We start from the raw sequence: 14,074 nt of genomic DNA, 5'->3' as shown, positions 1-14,074 counted from the left end.
CGCTATCGCACAAGGGTAACCGAGCCATGTATGGCTACGACCTGTGCGTTGTCACAAACCACTTCCACTATATATACATAGGCGTCCGCCGGAGCGGGCCGGCCGTTGAAATTGCCGTCCCAACCCATGCTCTGGGTGTTGGCCGGGAAATCCTTGCGCTGAAAGACCATTTGTCCCCAGCGGTTGAATACGGTGAATGACTGGACATTGTACAGACTGGTGCCGCGCGGGTAGAAATAATCGTTGACGCCGTCGCCGTTTGGCGAGAAGGTGTTCGGCAGCCAATAATTCTTATCCGTGCAAAGTGTTTTGACCAGAATGGTATCCGACGCGGTGCATTTGTTGCTATCCGAAACGGTCACCTCGTATTGAGTGCTCAGGATCAGCGTTGCAATCGGGTTGGGGCAGGTGGGGCAGTCGAGGTTTGTTGCCGGTGTCCAGGTATAGCTGACGATGCCGCTGCTGTACGTGAAGGGCAGAGTGACGGGGATGCCCAGCGGAGTGGTGATCTCTTTGGGGCCCTTGATGACGGGTATAGGGTTGATGGTGAAATGGTCGGATACGGTATCGGTGCAGCCCAAAGCCGTGGAGGCCTGAAGGATAACGGTATAACTACCAGGGTCCATGTGGATGGACGGGTTTTGTTGTCTGGAGGTTTGGCTGTTGCCAAAATTCCAGGCCCAGGTGATGCTATCGACCTGCTGGTTAGTGGTCGACCCGTCGAACTGGATCATACCGGCGCAAAGCAGGCTGGAAATGGAGATAGCGGGGTGTGGGGTCTCGAAAACCTTTATCGTATCGGTATAGCTTTCTGTACAATTGTTGGTGGTGGTCACCTTCAAGGTCGCCAGCCAGGTGCCGATCCTGGTAAAATCATTGGAGACGTTGAACTGGCCATTACCCGGAGATTGGGTTTGGGAAGGTGAGCCGTCGCTGAAGGAGTACGTCTCGGTAGAGAAGCCATCGTTGGTGATGGTGTAGTCGGTGAAATTGACGATGCTGCTGTCGCAGAAGGCATGTTTGTCGGCCGTGAAGAAGGGGATGGCTCCCAATACGGTGACGAAACTGTTGCCGTTGATCGTCACGACGCAGCCCGTAGCATCCGTGAGGGTGAGGATGGGCCTGTATGTGGATACGCCGCGATACATGTGGAAACTGGGGTTGTTCCCGGACGAGTCTCCCGTCAGATCGCCGTATTGGAGGGTAAAGGTGGTATAACCCGGCGGGACAATGGTGAATTTGGCGTATACAGAGTCACAGGCCTGCAGGGGAATGTAAGAAAACTGTGTCGTGGTGTTGGGGTTCAATACCAGGATGCGGTGGCTGGCGGAATCGAGGCATCCACCGGGGCCTTGTACATAGAGTTTTGCGGTGAAAGTGTCGTACGTATTATAAAAGTGCGAGGTAACGGGCAGGGTAGAGGTGGAGCCATCGCCAAAATTCCAGTATAGGGAATCGTAGTATTGCGAACGGGAGGTGAATTGCGTTTGCAGGGGGGTACAGATGGCCGTAGTGTCGGCGATGTCGAAGGCGGCGACGGGCTTCTGGATGTTGACGGTCTTTGTGATGGAGTTGGTGCAGTTGTATTTGTCAGTGACCTTGAGGGTGACATTGTAGGTCTGCCCGGGTGTGGCGTAGGTATGCGTGGGAATGGAGCCCGAATTTCCGTCACCGTAGGACCAGTTCTCCGTCAGGCCATAACCCTGGGAGGAGTCGATGAAGTTGAGGGGTACCCCGGGGCAGTAGAAGCTGTCGGGCCCGGCGAAGTTGGCCTGGGGCGAGGTGATCTGGATAGGACCCGGCTGGGTATAGGTGTCGGAGCAGGTGTTGTTGTCAATGACGGTTAGGTGGACAAAATAGTAGCCGGTGTCCGTAAAGGCGTGGGTGGTGGTTGGGCCCTGGCTGGAGGACTGGTTGTCGCCGAAATTCCAGTTCCAGGTGGTGATGTTGGCGCCGGCAGGGTCGAGTGCGGAATTTTCAGTAAAACTGGTAGGGCTGTTCATACAACCGCCATCGGGTGATGGTGGATTGAAATGGGCGGTAGGGCCGATGATCCGGATGGGGACGGCTGCGCTTGTGTTGGTGCAGCCGTTGATGTCGATGGTGGTGAGGGTTGCGTTATAGACGCCGTTGGTATCGATAATAGTAGCAAATGTCGGGGCGGTGGTGGTATCCGACGGCTGCTTGGTGATCTGCCAGACATAGGCCCTGATAAAATTCGCGGCAGTGGGAGGGTTCGGGTTGGTGGTTGTCTGGGATGTCAGCTCGAATGTTTTGTGTTTGCATTCGGTGGGCTGGTTCCCGGGTGGGGTCCCGATGACGACGAAAACTGGATTTACCTGGGCGAGCGTGATGGTCACGGTATCAAACTGTGTGGCACAGGCGCCGTCGGACATGCCCAGGATGACAGGATATGCGCCCCCGGTGGGATAGATGTGGGAAGTACCCGTGTTGGGAGGGGTGGTTTGTGCTGGGCTGCCGTCGCCAAAATTCCAGGTGTAGTTGGAAGCACCGGCATCGACGAGCGAAGAATCGATAAAGGTGACGGAATTATACGCCGGGCAGTTGACCTTGTAGCCGAATTTGGGGAAGGGTGGTTTGACAACCAATAAGTTTGAGGCGGTGGTGGGGCAGCCGTGATTGCTCAGGGTAAGGGTGACGGTGGCGGGATTGAAAGGTTGGCTGTAGGTATGTGAAATCGCTGTTTGGCTTGCCGGAACCGTCGCCGTGTCGCCGTCGCCGAAATTCCAGGAATAGCTATCGGCGGGTATACCGCTGGCAGTGAATTTGACGGAATGCCGGCCGCAGACGGAGGCGGGTCCATCGGGGCTGCTGATGGTGAAACTTGGGGTAGTGGGGGTGCCGATTGCCACCGGGGCGGAGCCGGTGGCGGTGCAGCCGCCGCTGGTGGTGACGGTGACGCTGATGGTATAGTTGCCCTGCGTGTTATAGGTGAAGCTGGGGTTAGTAGCGGTGGAACTACCCTCGTTGGAGCCGGGCGCCGACCAGTTGTAGCCAGAGATGTTGTCTACGGTATTTACTGTTGCGGTGGGGTTGACGGTGTTGGAAGACGAATAGCTGGCGATGCAGGCGCCCAGGCGGCCTCCCCCATTGATGGTGACGGTGGGGGCCTTGATCGTAACAAAGCCCGTCTTCGTCATGGTATTGGAGCAGTTGCTGGCGCTGGAGACCGTTAGTTTTACGTCGAAGGTACCGCTGGTCGTATACGTATGACTGGGACTTTGCTGGGTGGAGGTCTGACCGTCGCCGAAATCCCAGAGCCACGAAGTTGGGCCGCCGGTGGACTGATCGGTAAAGTTGACGGTGAGGCTAGGCTTACAGGCAGAAGTGGGGCTGGCCATGAAGGCTGCTGTTGGTGGGTTGACTACCGACACAGTCTTTGTAGTGGAGTCGGCGCAGGTGGCGTATCGGTTGACCAATTTGACGCTATAGCTGCCGATGGTGGACCAGGTCTTGGTTGCGGGGCTTGTCTTTGCCGTCGTGCCGTCGCCAAAATTCCAGGCCATCGATGCAGGTGGCGGGGCCGAACCGTTGGTGAAGGTGGCCGGGGAATTGACACAGACCGAGTCCGGGCCGTTGAGCACGGCGGTATTGTTGTTGAAGGACAGGGTCTTTTGAACTGTCTGGCTGCAGCCCAGGCTACTTTGCACCTGTAGCGAAACGTTGTAGCTGCCACTGGCGGGATAGGTGACGCCGGAAGGATTCTGACTGTTGGAGTTGGCCGGAGTGGCGCCGTTGCCCAGCGTCCAGTTATAGGTGAGCGTACCCGGGCCGGCGGTTTGGTCGATGAAATTGACCAGGAAGGGGGCAATGCAGGAGGCTGACGCCAATTGATAGTTGAAATTGGGCTGTACTCCGTCGACAACGCGCAGATAGCGGGCGGCGGTTTGTGTGTTGGAACAGCCGCCGGAATTGGTGACTTTTAAGCTTATCGTATAATAGCCGGTTTGGCTATAAGCATGCGTGGGATTCTGCTGGTTGGAGGTGGAGCCGTCGCCGAGAGTCCAGCTCCAGGAGGTGATGGAACCCTGTCCGGGGGTGGATTGGTCGTTGAACTGGATATCTGCAGGAGCGCAGGCCAGGGTCAGGTTTGAGCCGAACTGTGCGGTAGGATAGGGAAAGACGGTGATATATCCTGTCTTGCGCATGGCATTGGCGCCATCCTTATTGCGGGCGATGAGGGTGACGGTGTAGGATCCCGGTGAAGTGTAAGTGGTGGTTGGATTTTGTTGCCTGGAGGTTAGACCGTTGCCAAAATCCCAGGCCCAGAACAAGGGGCCGTTGGAGGATTGATCGGTAAATTGGACGACGAGAGGGCCGCAGCCGGAGGTAGGGGTAGCGGAGAAGTCGGTTCCGGGTGCCTGTGCGCTCACTTTCATGGATAAAAGCAGAAAGAGACCGCAAAAGGCAATAAAAGGTCTTCGCTTCAACAACACGTGTGTTTAGGTAAACGAATAGTAGCTGGTTATTCCCGATCGACCGGCGGCCGACCGTTTAGAATAGGAAATTAGGGAAGCATTCGAAGGGGCGGATCACTGCTTTTTCAACTGTAGGATATTGGTTGTATGGTTGACGGTATCGGTGCAGTTTGCCGCGACACTGTCGGTATAGCTATCGGTGATTTTCCAGGTTTCGTTGAGGTACACCAGTGGAGCGCCTGCGCCGGGAAAGTTAGCAGTTACGGTGCGGGCGATGATGTTATCTGACCACTGGCCGGTGACCGTGATACTGGTTGTAAACGCCGTTACCGTGCTATTGGGGTCAAATTTAAAGAGATAACCTGAAAAAGCTGTGGTGATATCGCTACCATTTTGTTTATAGTCAGACACATACCATAACCCGTTGGTAATGGCGGCAGTGGCCGCATTCTGCTCCTGTTGCTGGATATACTTTTTACAGGAAAAGGTGCAAAAGGCGAGTAGCACGGGGACTATCAAGATCAGACGCTTCATAGGCTATCGTTTTAGCAGTTTCTTACAGGTTAAAATTTATAAATATTAACGTATTTATCAAGTAAATAGTCTAAAAAATACCTGATTTCCAGAGTTTTTCCGGTCGCTTTTTGGCATAATTCCTCGCTGGTATAGCGGCGGCCCCAACGGTGGATATTTTCCCGCAGCCAGGCGAGCAGCGGGGCCGTATTTCCTGCGCCGATGGCCTCATGCAACCCAGGAAGCTGGTTTTCAGCGGCTGCGAAGAACTGAGCGGCATAGAAACTGCCCAGGCTATAGGTGGGAAAATAGCCGAAACTGCCATGGCTCCAGTGTACGTCCTGCAGGCAGCCTCTTTTATCGTCGGGGACGGTGACACCCAGCCAGGCGGCATAGTGTTCGTTCCACCAGGCAGGGATATCGGCAACGGCCAGGCTGCCTTCGATGAGCCGTTTTTCCAACTCGTAGCGGATCATGACGTGAAAGTGGTAAGAAACCTCGTCGGCTTCGGTGCGGATGAGCGAGGGTTGAACCTTATTGATGGCCCGGTAGAACTGTTGCAAGGAAACGTCGCTCAACTGTGTAGGGAAGACCCTTTGTAAGCGGGGGTAGATCGCCTGCCACCAATTATAGCTTCTGCCGACATTGTTCTCCCACAGCCGGGATTGGGACTCATGGATGCCGAGGCTGGCAAATTCACCCAGGGGCAGGCCATAGTAATCCGCAGACAGGCCTTGTTCGTAAAGGGCGTGCCCGGTTTCGTGGATGCAGCTCCAGGTCATGTGGTTGAAATCATGCTCGTCAATGCGGGTGGTTATTCGGACGTCAAGGCTGTTGAAGTTGGTCGTGAAGGGGTGTTCGGAGATATCCTGGCGGCCTGCGTCAAAATCGAACCCCATTCGCCGGATGAGCTCCATACCGAAATCCCATTGTTTTTGTTTGGGGTAATCCTGGCGTAGGAAACGATCATCGACGGACTGGCCGCCGGCGATGCGCCCGAGCAGGTCTTTCAGGGGCTGGCGTACTTCGGTGAAGACCCTGTCGAGGAGCGCGACGGTAGCGCCTTTCTCATATTGGTCGAGAAGGGCGTTGTAGGGATGTTCCTTGTAGCCGGCTAATTGGGCTTCTTCTTTTTTCAGCTGTACCATGTGCTCCAGGTCGGCGCTGAAGAGGGCAAAAGAATTGGCCGACCGGGCTTGCAGCCAGGAATGAAAGCAGCGGGAGCTGGCTTCGCTGAGCTGCCGGATAAAGGCTGGGGTGAACTTCTTTTGCTTGTTATAGTCTTCCAGGCTCAGGGCAACGTTTCGTTGCTGATCGTCCTGCAAATCGTGCCGGGAATGCAGCTCTTCGAGCAGCTGGCCAAGCTGGGGGTCGATGAACCATTCGTGCGCTATCTCGGAAAGGGTAGCCAGTTGCCGGCCACGGAATTCCGCCCCTTTTGGCGGGAGATAGGTTTCCTGGTCCCATTGGAGAACGGCTGCCGAAAATTTTACATCGGCGATCTTTTGCATTCGAGCTGTATATTCGCTGTAGAGCTCTTGGGATGACTTTGTTAAAACCATTTTAACAATTTTTTCGCCCTCGAAGAGGGAAAACATTCCGAAATTAATCTCATTTTGAATATAGTATGAAAAAAATTCGCTGCCTTTTGGCGCAATCCATTTTGTTCTGCCTGCCGTTGTTGTCCCCCCTGTTGATGCATGCGCAAAAGCTGGATTCCATGATGAATGTGTATGCTGACCATTATCCCCAGGAAAAGGTATATGTTCATTTTGACAAGAATCTTTATAATTCGGGAGAAACCATCTGGTTTAAGGCCTATATTTTTTCAGGCGCCGATCCTTCCTTATATAGTAAAAATTTTTATGCCGAGCTGTCGGATGCTTCGGGCGCCATCATCCAGCGAAAGGTCTATCCCATTTCGGAGTCGAGCACGGCGGGTAATTTCGATCTGCCAAAAGAAGTAAAGGGCCGGCATTTGCATTTCAGGGGTTATACTACGTGGATGACCAATTTCGATACTGCTTTTTATTTTGAAAAGGATATCCGTATCTATGATAAAAAAGACAGCGTCCTTACGGTGACCATTGTCCCCCGGCAGACGCGGCTTCAGTTCTTTCCCGAAGGCGGTGATCTTGTCGCGGGAGTAGAGGGCATGGTGGCATTCAAAGCGGATGACCAGTTTGGGCTGCCGGTGAACGTAAAGGGGACGATTCAGGATAAGACCGGGAAGGAGGTGATGAACTTTACGTCGGAACATGATGGGATGGGCCGCTTTCCTGTTACGCCGGACAAAGGCGATTCCCTGACGGCCGTATGGCAGGATGAGAAAGGGATCGAGCATCGCACGCCGTTGCCCGCGGTGAAGTCCATCGGGGTGGTGATGAGGGCTATTTCGGGCAACCAGAAAGTCCTTTTTTCCGTGGCCCGCAGCGCCGAAGGGGGGCCGGAATACAAACATCTTATCATTATCGCCCATATGCATCAGCATCTCGTGTATAAGGCAAAGATCAACCTGGAAGATAATTTTATGAGTGGAGGCACCATCCCGACCGGGCAGCTGCCCAGTGGCGTCCTGCAACTCACTGTCTTCAGATCTGATCTGATGCCTGTGGCCGAGCGGGTGGTGTTTGTCAACAACCACGAATACCTGTTCAAGCCTGAGATCGGGATGCAAATGAAAAGTGTGACCCGGCGGGGGAAGAACAGCCTGATGATCGATGTCCCGGATACGCTGCGCAGCAACCTTTCCCTTTCGGTGACGGATGCCACAGCGGATGGGGATTTCCCCGATGAAGACAATATCGTTTCCCGGTTGTTGGTGACGGGGGAATTGCGGGGGATAATACATGATCCGTATTATTATTTTTCCGGTACTGCCGATAGCCTGATGTCGCAACTCGATCTCGTCATGCTGACGCATGGCTGGCGCCGGTTTAAATGGGAGTCGCTTGTGCGGGGACAGGTGCCGGTGATCAAGAACCCTGAGCAGGATTATCTTTCGATGCGGGTAGAGGTGTTGGGAGTAGACCCTTATAAGATTGCCAAGGATGAGTCCCTTAATGTCATCATGAGCAGGAAGGATTCGAGCACCCAAATGTATTCCATCCCGCATATTTCGGGGTCGAAATTCGGTGTGACGGGTCTTGTCTTTTACGATACGGTGAAAGCCTTTTATATGTTCAATGTCAACCATTCCCTGTCCAGCCAGGCAGCAGTGACCTTCAACACCGGACTGGTGCCGGGGATGAGGGCGGCCAAGCCGTTGACGAATGCTTTTGAGGGTTGGACGGCAGAAGACTCCGCCTATCTGCGGCGCAACCGGTATATTGTACAGGAGGAAGCCAGGGTGCAACCGATAGAGGATCAGAAGGTGAAGACGTTGGCTACGGTGACGAAAACAGCGCGTGTAAAGACCGATGCCGAAAAGCTGGACGAGAAGTATGCTTCGGGAATGTTTTCCGGTGGGGATGCGTATACCTTCGACCTGGTGAATGACAATCTTGCGTCGGCCTATCCGGACATCTTTACCTACCTGCAGGGGAAGGTACCCGGGTTGCAGATCACGCCGGGCAATGGTCCCGGAGGGACGCCTTCGCTTTCCTGGCGGGGTGGCAGACCCGGGCTCTATCTCAACGAAATGCAAGTGGATGCCCAGCAACTTCAAAGCACCCCGGTGACGGATGTCGCCATGGTGAAGGTCTTCCGCCCGGGATCGGGTGTCGGCTTTGGTGGTGGTTCGGGCGGGACTATCGCTATCTATACCAAGAAGGGAGGCGATGAGAAGAGGGGCAACGATCCCAGCTTCAAGGGGCTGGACAGGGCCATCCTGTTAGGGTATTCCATGCCGAAGGAATTCTATTCGCCCAACTACCTGGAGAACGATCCGCGCAATGAGGGTGAAGATTTGCGGACGACCCTCTACTGGAAGCCTTATGTGCTGACGGATAAGGACAACAGACATGTCAACGTCGATTTCTTCAATAACGATATCACCAGGAAGCTGAGGATTGTGCTGGAAGGATTTAACGAGGATGGAAAGCTGACGCATATCGAACAGATCGTGCAATGAGTACGCAAATTTTAGATATTGTTCGTTTCCTGGACACGCTGGCGCCGCCGGCCTGGCAGGAGTCTTATGACAATGCCGGGTTGCTTACGGGCAGCGGGCTGTGGGAATGCACGGGTGTACTTACGACTTTGGATGCCACCGAAGAGGTGGTGATGGAGGCTGTTGCCTGCCGGGCTAATCTCATTGTCGCCCACCATCCCATCATTTTTGGCGGACTGAAGAAGATCACCGGACATAACTACGTGGAGCGGACGGTTATCGCAGCGATCAAACGTGATATTGCCATCTATGCCATCCATACCAACCTGGATAATGTAGTAGTCAGAGGCGTCAACGGGCGGATAGCTGCGAAGTTGGGCATCATGGGGGGCAGGGCCCTGCTGCCGAGGGTTGGGACGCTGCAGAAGTTGTTTTGTTTTGTACCGGTGAATCACCTGGAAGCCGTTCGGGCGGCGGTGTTTGCCGCCGGTGCGGGGCATATCGGGAATTACAGCGAGGCCAGCTATACCGTTGAGGGCCTGGGCACCTTTAAAGCCGGTGAAGGGGCGCAACCCTTTGTAGGGGAGTTGGGGAGCCGCCATACGGAGAAGGAGGCACGGCTGGAAGTGATCGTCCCGGCACATCTTAGCCGGGAAGTGGTGCGGGCCATGATCGCGGCCCACCCCTATGAGGAAGTAGCCTATGATCTTGTGCCCCTAGCCAATACCGACGCGGGGGTGGGGTCTGGCCTGGTGGGTGAGCTGCCCGTGGAAATGGAGGAAAATGCCTTTTTGGAACTGGTGCGTCGGGCTTTTGGGGTGCCGGTGATCCGCCATACCCGGCTGACGGGGCGGCCGGTGAAAAGGGTAGCGGTTTGTGGAGGGGTAGGTAGTTTTCTCATTTCCAAGGCTTTAGCGGCTGGCGCCAACTTTTACATTACGGCGGATGTTAAATATCATGAGTTTTTTGATGCGAATGACCAGATGGTTATTGCCGATATAGGGCATTTTGAAAGCGAGCAATTCACTGTCGATCTGCTTTTTGACGTTTTGCGGGAAAAATTTCGTAATTTTGCGGTCCTTAAATCGGTGGTCAAAACGAATCCGATAAAATATTTTTATTAAACTCAACTATGTCAAGCGTAAAAGAATTCTCTGTGGAGGAAAAGCTCATCTCTCTGGTGACCCTCCAAAAGGTCGAATCGAAGTTGGACGAGTACAAGATCCTGAAAGGCGAACTGCCGATGGAAGTAAGCGACCTGGAAGATGAGATCACGGGTTTGCATTCCCGTCAGACCCGGGTGGAGGAAGAGATCAACGGCATCCAGGAATTCATCAACCAAAAGAAAGAGGCTATCAAAGAAGCCGATGCGCTGATCAAGAAATACGATAAACAAAGCCAGAACGTAAAGAACAGCCGCGAATTCGAGGCGATCAATAAGGAGATCGAGATGCAGCAGCTGGAGGTTAAGCTTGCCGAGAAGCATATCAAGGACGCCAATGAAGAGATTGCCGAGAAGGTGTTGTTGCTGGAGAAGGCGAAGAAGAACATCGGCAGCAAGGAGTCCGTTTTGAAGAACAAGAAGGACGAGCTGGACAAGATCATCGCTACTACGGAGAAGGAAGAGAAGCATTTCACCAAATTATCCGGCGAAGCACGGGAAAAGGTCGAGCCCCGGTTGTTGCATTCTTACGACCGTATCCGGAGCAACTACCGCAATGGGCTGGCCGTGGTGCCGGTGTTGCGTGATGCCTGCGGCGGCTGCTTTAATGCTATCCCGCCCCAGCGTCAGAGTGAGATTCGCCAGCGTAAGAAGATCATCGTTTGCGAAAACTGCGGCCGTATCCTGGTCGACAATGAGCTGAACGATGCCATCGAGGTTAAATAGGATCGCGCTTGCGGCCTGCCTCTTGATTCCTATTTTAAGCGTCGGGCAAAAGCATTACGATTTCAACAATACCTGCCGGCAGGCTTACCAGTCCATCATCGAGTTGCGGCTGGAAGATGGCAGCCGGCTTCTGCAAAATGAAAAGAAAAGGGATCCGAATAATCTGATCCCTTTTTTCCTTGATAACTACATCGATTTTTTTCAACTCTTTTTTAATGAGGATGCCAGGCAGTATGAAGCCTGGAAGGACCGGCTGGACCAGCGGCTGGAATTGATGAGCCAGGGGCCGGAGTCCTCACCATGGAATCTCTTTACGCGAAGCGTGATCCATTTTCAATGGGCGGCTATCCGGATAAAATTTGGTAACAACTGGGATGCGGGCTGGGATTTCCGCCGCAGTTTCCTGCAAAGCCGGGATTGTGCAAAACAGTTTCCGGATTTTGCTGCAGCCACTATGCTTAGCGGGGCCATGCAGGTGGTGGCAGGGACGATTCCTGACGGGTATAAATGGCTTAGCAGCCTGCTGGGCATCAGGGGCAGTATCACGGCCGGAATGCAACAGCTGGAGCGATTTCTGGCTTCCAATGATGAATGGGCCCGGCTCTACCGGGATGAGGCTATTTTTTACTATCTCTATCTGAAGTTTTATATCGAGAACAAGCGGGAGGAAGTATTTGCCTATATCCGGCAGCACCAGCTGGATGTACAGCATAACCATCTTTACACCTATCTGTATGCGAACCTGTGTATCAACGATCACCGGAGCGCGTTGGCAATACAGATAATGAGCCAGAAGAGCAATGCCCCGGGTTACCTGGATATGCCTGTCTGGGACCTGGAAATGGGCTATGCCTGTGTCAACCACCTGGAGCCGGGGGCCGCGGTCTACCTGGAGCGATTCCTACAGCGATTTCAAGGCCGGTTCTATGTCAAGGATGCCCTGTTAAAGCTGTCCTGGTTTTACTATCTGAAGGGAGACCAATCGAAGGCCGATAGTTTCCGGCTGTTGGTGCTGCGAAGGGGGAATACGGAATCCGATGCCGACCGGCAGGCCCTGAAGGAGGCGCGGAGCCAGCAGTGGTCCAACAAGCAGCTGTTGCGGGCGCGGCTGTTGAGTGACGGTGGTTATTTTACGGAAGCCTTATCCTTGTTGCAGGGAACCAATCCGGCGGGTTTTGCGACGGCGGAGGAAAAATGTGAATATTCCTACCGGTTGGCACGTATCTATGATGGATTGGGCCGCAGCGATGAAGCTATTCAAGCCTATCTCACAACCATCAAGACAGGCGAACAGCTGAGGGAGTACTATGCGGCGAGGTCGGCGTTGCAGATCGGATATATTTATGAACAGCGTGGGGATAAAATGCGGGCGATCTCCTTCTTCGAAAAATGCCTTTCCCTTAAGGATCATGACTATAAGAATTCGCTCGACCAGCGGGCGAAGGCCGGCATCGCCAGATGTAAAGGTGAATAGAAAGAATTTTCTTTAATTTGCCTACACGTATGCTACAAAGGTTGCAAATACAGAACTACGCCATCATCGATGCGTTGAATATCGATTTTTCGCAACGGCTGAATGTGATCACGGGCGAGACAGGCGCGGGTAAATCCATCCTGATGGGTGCACTTTCGCTGATTCTTGGCGACCGGGCCGACACGGCGGTGCTGCTTCAGCGCGATAAGAAGTCTGTGGTGGAGGGCGTCTTTGCGCTTGGCGGGAAGAAAGAAGTGGCGGCTTTTTTTACGGCTAATGATCTGGACGTCGAAGATGAGGTGGTGATCAGGCGGGAGATAGCACCTTCGGGTAAGTCCAGGGCGTTTGTAAACGACACGTCGGTGAATCTCGAACAGCTGAGGGGGTTGAGCTCGTTATTAGTCGATCTGCATCGTCAATTCGATACGCTGGAGCTGGGTGAATCGGATTTTCAAAGGGAGGTGTTGGATGCGCTTGCGGGTCAGGGTACCGTACTGGAGGAATACCGTGGGCTGTACCGTAATTGGCAGGCTGCGGCCCGGGAGCTGGCGACCCTGCGGGAACAACAGGCACAGTTCAATAAAGAGCTGGACTATAACAAATTCCTTTTTGATGAGCTCAACGAGGCGAGTCTGCGAGAAAACGAATTGGAAGAGCTGGATCAGGAGTTGAAGCTGTTGAATAATTCGGAGGGGATCAAGACGGCATTATCCAAAATCTATTACGATCTGCAGGAAGGCGAGCAGCCGCTGGTACAACAGCTGAGGAGCCTTCTTCATTCCCTGCAGACCTATGCGGGGTATCATGCGGAACTGTCCGCGCTGGCCGAACGGATGTCGTCGGTGCAGATAGAGTTGCAGGATATTGCGGGAGAGGTAGACCGGATAAATGAAGAAGTAAGCTATGACCCGCGCCGGATAGAAGAGATAAACGAACGACTTTCTACCGGGTATAAGCTATTAAAGAAACATGGGGTGCAAACTACCGGCGCCTTGCTGGATATATACGGGCAACTGGAACATAAGCTGCAGGACACCCTGCAGGTAGAAGCAGGTATAGCGGCCGGTGAGAAGGAAGTCGCCAGGATTTTGAAGGAGGTGCAGCAAAAGGCCGCGGTGTTGTCCAAGAGCCGTCAGGCGCAGGCCACACCGTTGGAGGAAAAAGTGAATAAGCTGCTCAAGCAGGTGGGTATGCCCAATGCCCGGTTGAAAGTTCAGGTGGCGCCGGCCGAGCTCAATGCTTTTGGCGCGGATGCTGTCGAATTCCTTTTTGACGCCAACAAGAGCGAGCGATATGAACCCATCCGCAAAGTAGCTTCCGGTGGTGAATTGAGCCGCCTGATGCTTTGCATCAAATCCCTTGTGGCAGAATCCATCGATCTGCCGACGCTTATTTTTGACGAGATCGACACAGGTATTTCCGGAGAAGCGGCAAGGCAGGTCGGGGTCATTTTAAAAGGTTTGGCGAAGAAGCGGCAGGTGATCTGTATCACCCATCAGCCGCAGATTGCCGGGAAGGCCGATGCGCATTATTTTGTATACAAGGCTGTCAAAGGGGAAGCCATTAAAACCAATATACGCCTGTTGAATCAGGATGAGCGGATCACCGCTATCGCCCAGATGCTAAGCGGGGAGAAGCCTACGGCGGCGGCGTTGGAAAATGCCCGGGAAATGGTGTTGGGATGATGGCTGGCGGATCATGCCTGGATG

At 53.7% G+C, this 14,074-nt stretch carries 8 protein-coding genes; 5 read left to right on the top strand and 3 right to left on the bottom strand.

What is annotated here, in order from left to right:
• Positions 1-2 precede the first annotated feature (2 nt).
• The 3 genes from IEY39_RS22880 to IEY39_RS22870 form a co-directional block, all read right to left on the bottom strand.
• Complete coding sequence (locus IEY39_RS22880) at positions 3-4,451, bottom strand: PKD domain-containing protein (RefSeq protein WP_188936086.1); 4,449 nt, start codon at positions 4,449-4,451, stop codon at positions 3-5.
• Between the two features lie 102 nt (positions 4,452-4,553).
• Positions 4,554-4,973 carry a hypothetical protein gene (locus IEY39_RS22875; RefSeq protein WP_188936084.1) on the bottom strand — a complete coding sequence of 140 codons (420 nt, stop codon included), beginning with the start codon at positions 4,971-4,973 and terminating at the stop codon, positions 4,554-4,556.
• A 29-nt stretch (positions 4,974-5,002) separates the two neighbouring features.
• Positions 5,003-6,463, bottom strand: a complete 1,461-nt coding sequence (locus IEY39_RS22870) for a carboxypeptidase M32 (protein ID WP_229689040.1) — start codon at positions 6,461-6,463, stop codon at positions 5,003-5,005.
• A gap of 137 nt (positions 6,464-6,600) precedes the next feature.
• Between IEY39_RS22870 and IEY39_RS22865 the strand changes: the two genes are divergently transcribed.
• Genes IEY39_RS22865 through recN form a run of 5 tightly spaced genes read left to right on the top strand, consistent with a single transcriptional unit; the run spans position 6,601 to position 14,050 of the window.
• Complete coding sequence (locus IEY39_RS22865; RefSeq protein WP_188936080.1) at positions 6,601-9,024, top strand: hypothetical protein; 2,424 nt, start codon at positions 6,601-6,603, stop codon at positions 9,022-9,024.
• The gene (locus tag IEY39_RS22860) at positions 9,021-10,127 is read left to right on the top strand and encodes a Nif3-like dinuclear metal center hexameric protein (protein WP_188936078.1); all 1,107 of its coding nucleotides are present in this window, start codon (positions 9,021-9,023) and stop codon (positions 10,125-10,127) included. Before IEY39_RS22865 ends, IEY39_RS22860 begins: the two co-directional genes overlap by 4 nt.
• 8 nt (positions 10,128-10,135) lie before the next feature.
• A complete protein-coding gene (locus IEY39_RS22855) occupies positions 10,136-10,891 on the top strand; it encodes a zinc ribbon domain-containing protein (RefSeq protein ID WP_188936072.1) in 756 nt (251 codons plus the stop codon).
• Positions 10,872-12,365 carry a tetratricopeptide repeat protein gene (locus IEY39_RS22850; protein WP_188936070.1) on the top strand — a complete coding sequence of 498 codons (1,494 nt, stop codon included), beginning with the start codon at positions 10,872-10,874 and terminating at the stop codon, positions 12,363-12,365. Before IEY39_RS22855 ends, IEY39_RS22850 begins: the two co-directional genes overlap by 20 nt.
• Before the next feature lie 29 nt (positions 12,366-12,394).
• Positions 12,395-14,050, top strand: a complete 1,656-nt coding sequence (gene recN, locus IEY39_RS22845) for a DNA repair protein RecN (RefSeq protein WP_188936068.1) — start codon at positions 12,395-12,397, stop codon at positions 14,048-14,050.
• Positions 14,051-14,074 lie beyond the last annotated feature (24 nt).

This window comes from Puia dinghuensis (genome assembly GCF_014642875.1).
In the GTDB taxonomy this organism is placed as follows: domain Bacteria; phylum Bacteroidota; class Bacteroidia; order Chitinophagales; family Chitinophagaceae; genus Puia; species Puia dinghuensis.
Note: the sequence above shows the minus strand (reverse complement) of the source record. Positions and strands in the feature narration are given on the sequence as shown.

Bases quoted from the DNA above. Each gene is read 5' to 3' on its own strand.
- IEY39_RS22875 (WP_188936084.1), bottom strand. From the start codon at position 4,973: ATGAAGCGTCTGATCTTGATAGTCCCCGTGCTACTCGCCTTTTGCACC.
- IEY39_RS22870 (WP_229689040.1), bottom strand. From the start codon at position 6,463: ATGCAAAAGATCGCCGATGTAAAATTTTCGGCAGCCGTTCTCCAATGG.
- IEY39_RS22860 (WP_188936078.1), top strand. From the start codon at position 9,021: ATGAGTACGCAAATTTTAGATATTGTTCGTTTCCTGGACACGCTGGCG.
- IEY39_RS22855 (WP_188936072.1), top strand. From the start codon at position 10,136: ATGTCAAGCGTAAAAGAATTCTCTGTGGAGGAAAAGCTCATCTCTCTG.
- IEY39_RS22850 (WP_188936070.1), top strand. From the start codon at position 10,872: ATGCCATCGAGGTTAAATAGGATCGCGCTTGCGGCCTGCCTCTTGATT.
- recN (WP_188936068.1), top strand. From the start codon at position 12,395: ATGCTACAAAGGTTGCAAATACAGAACTACGCCATCATCGATGCGTTG.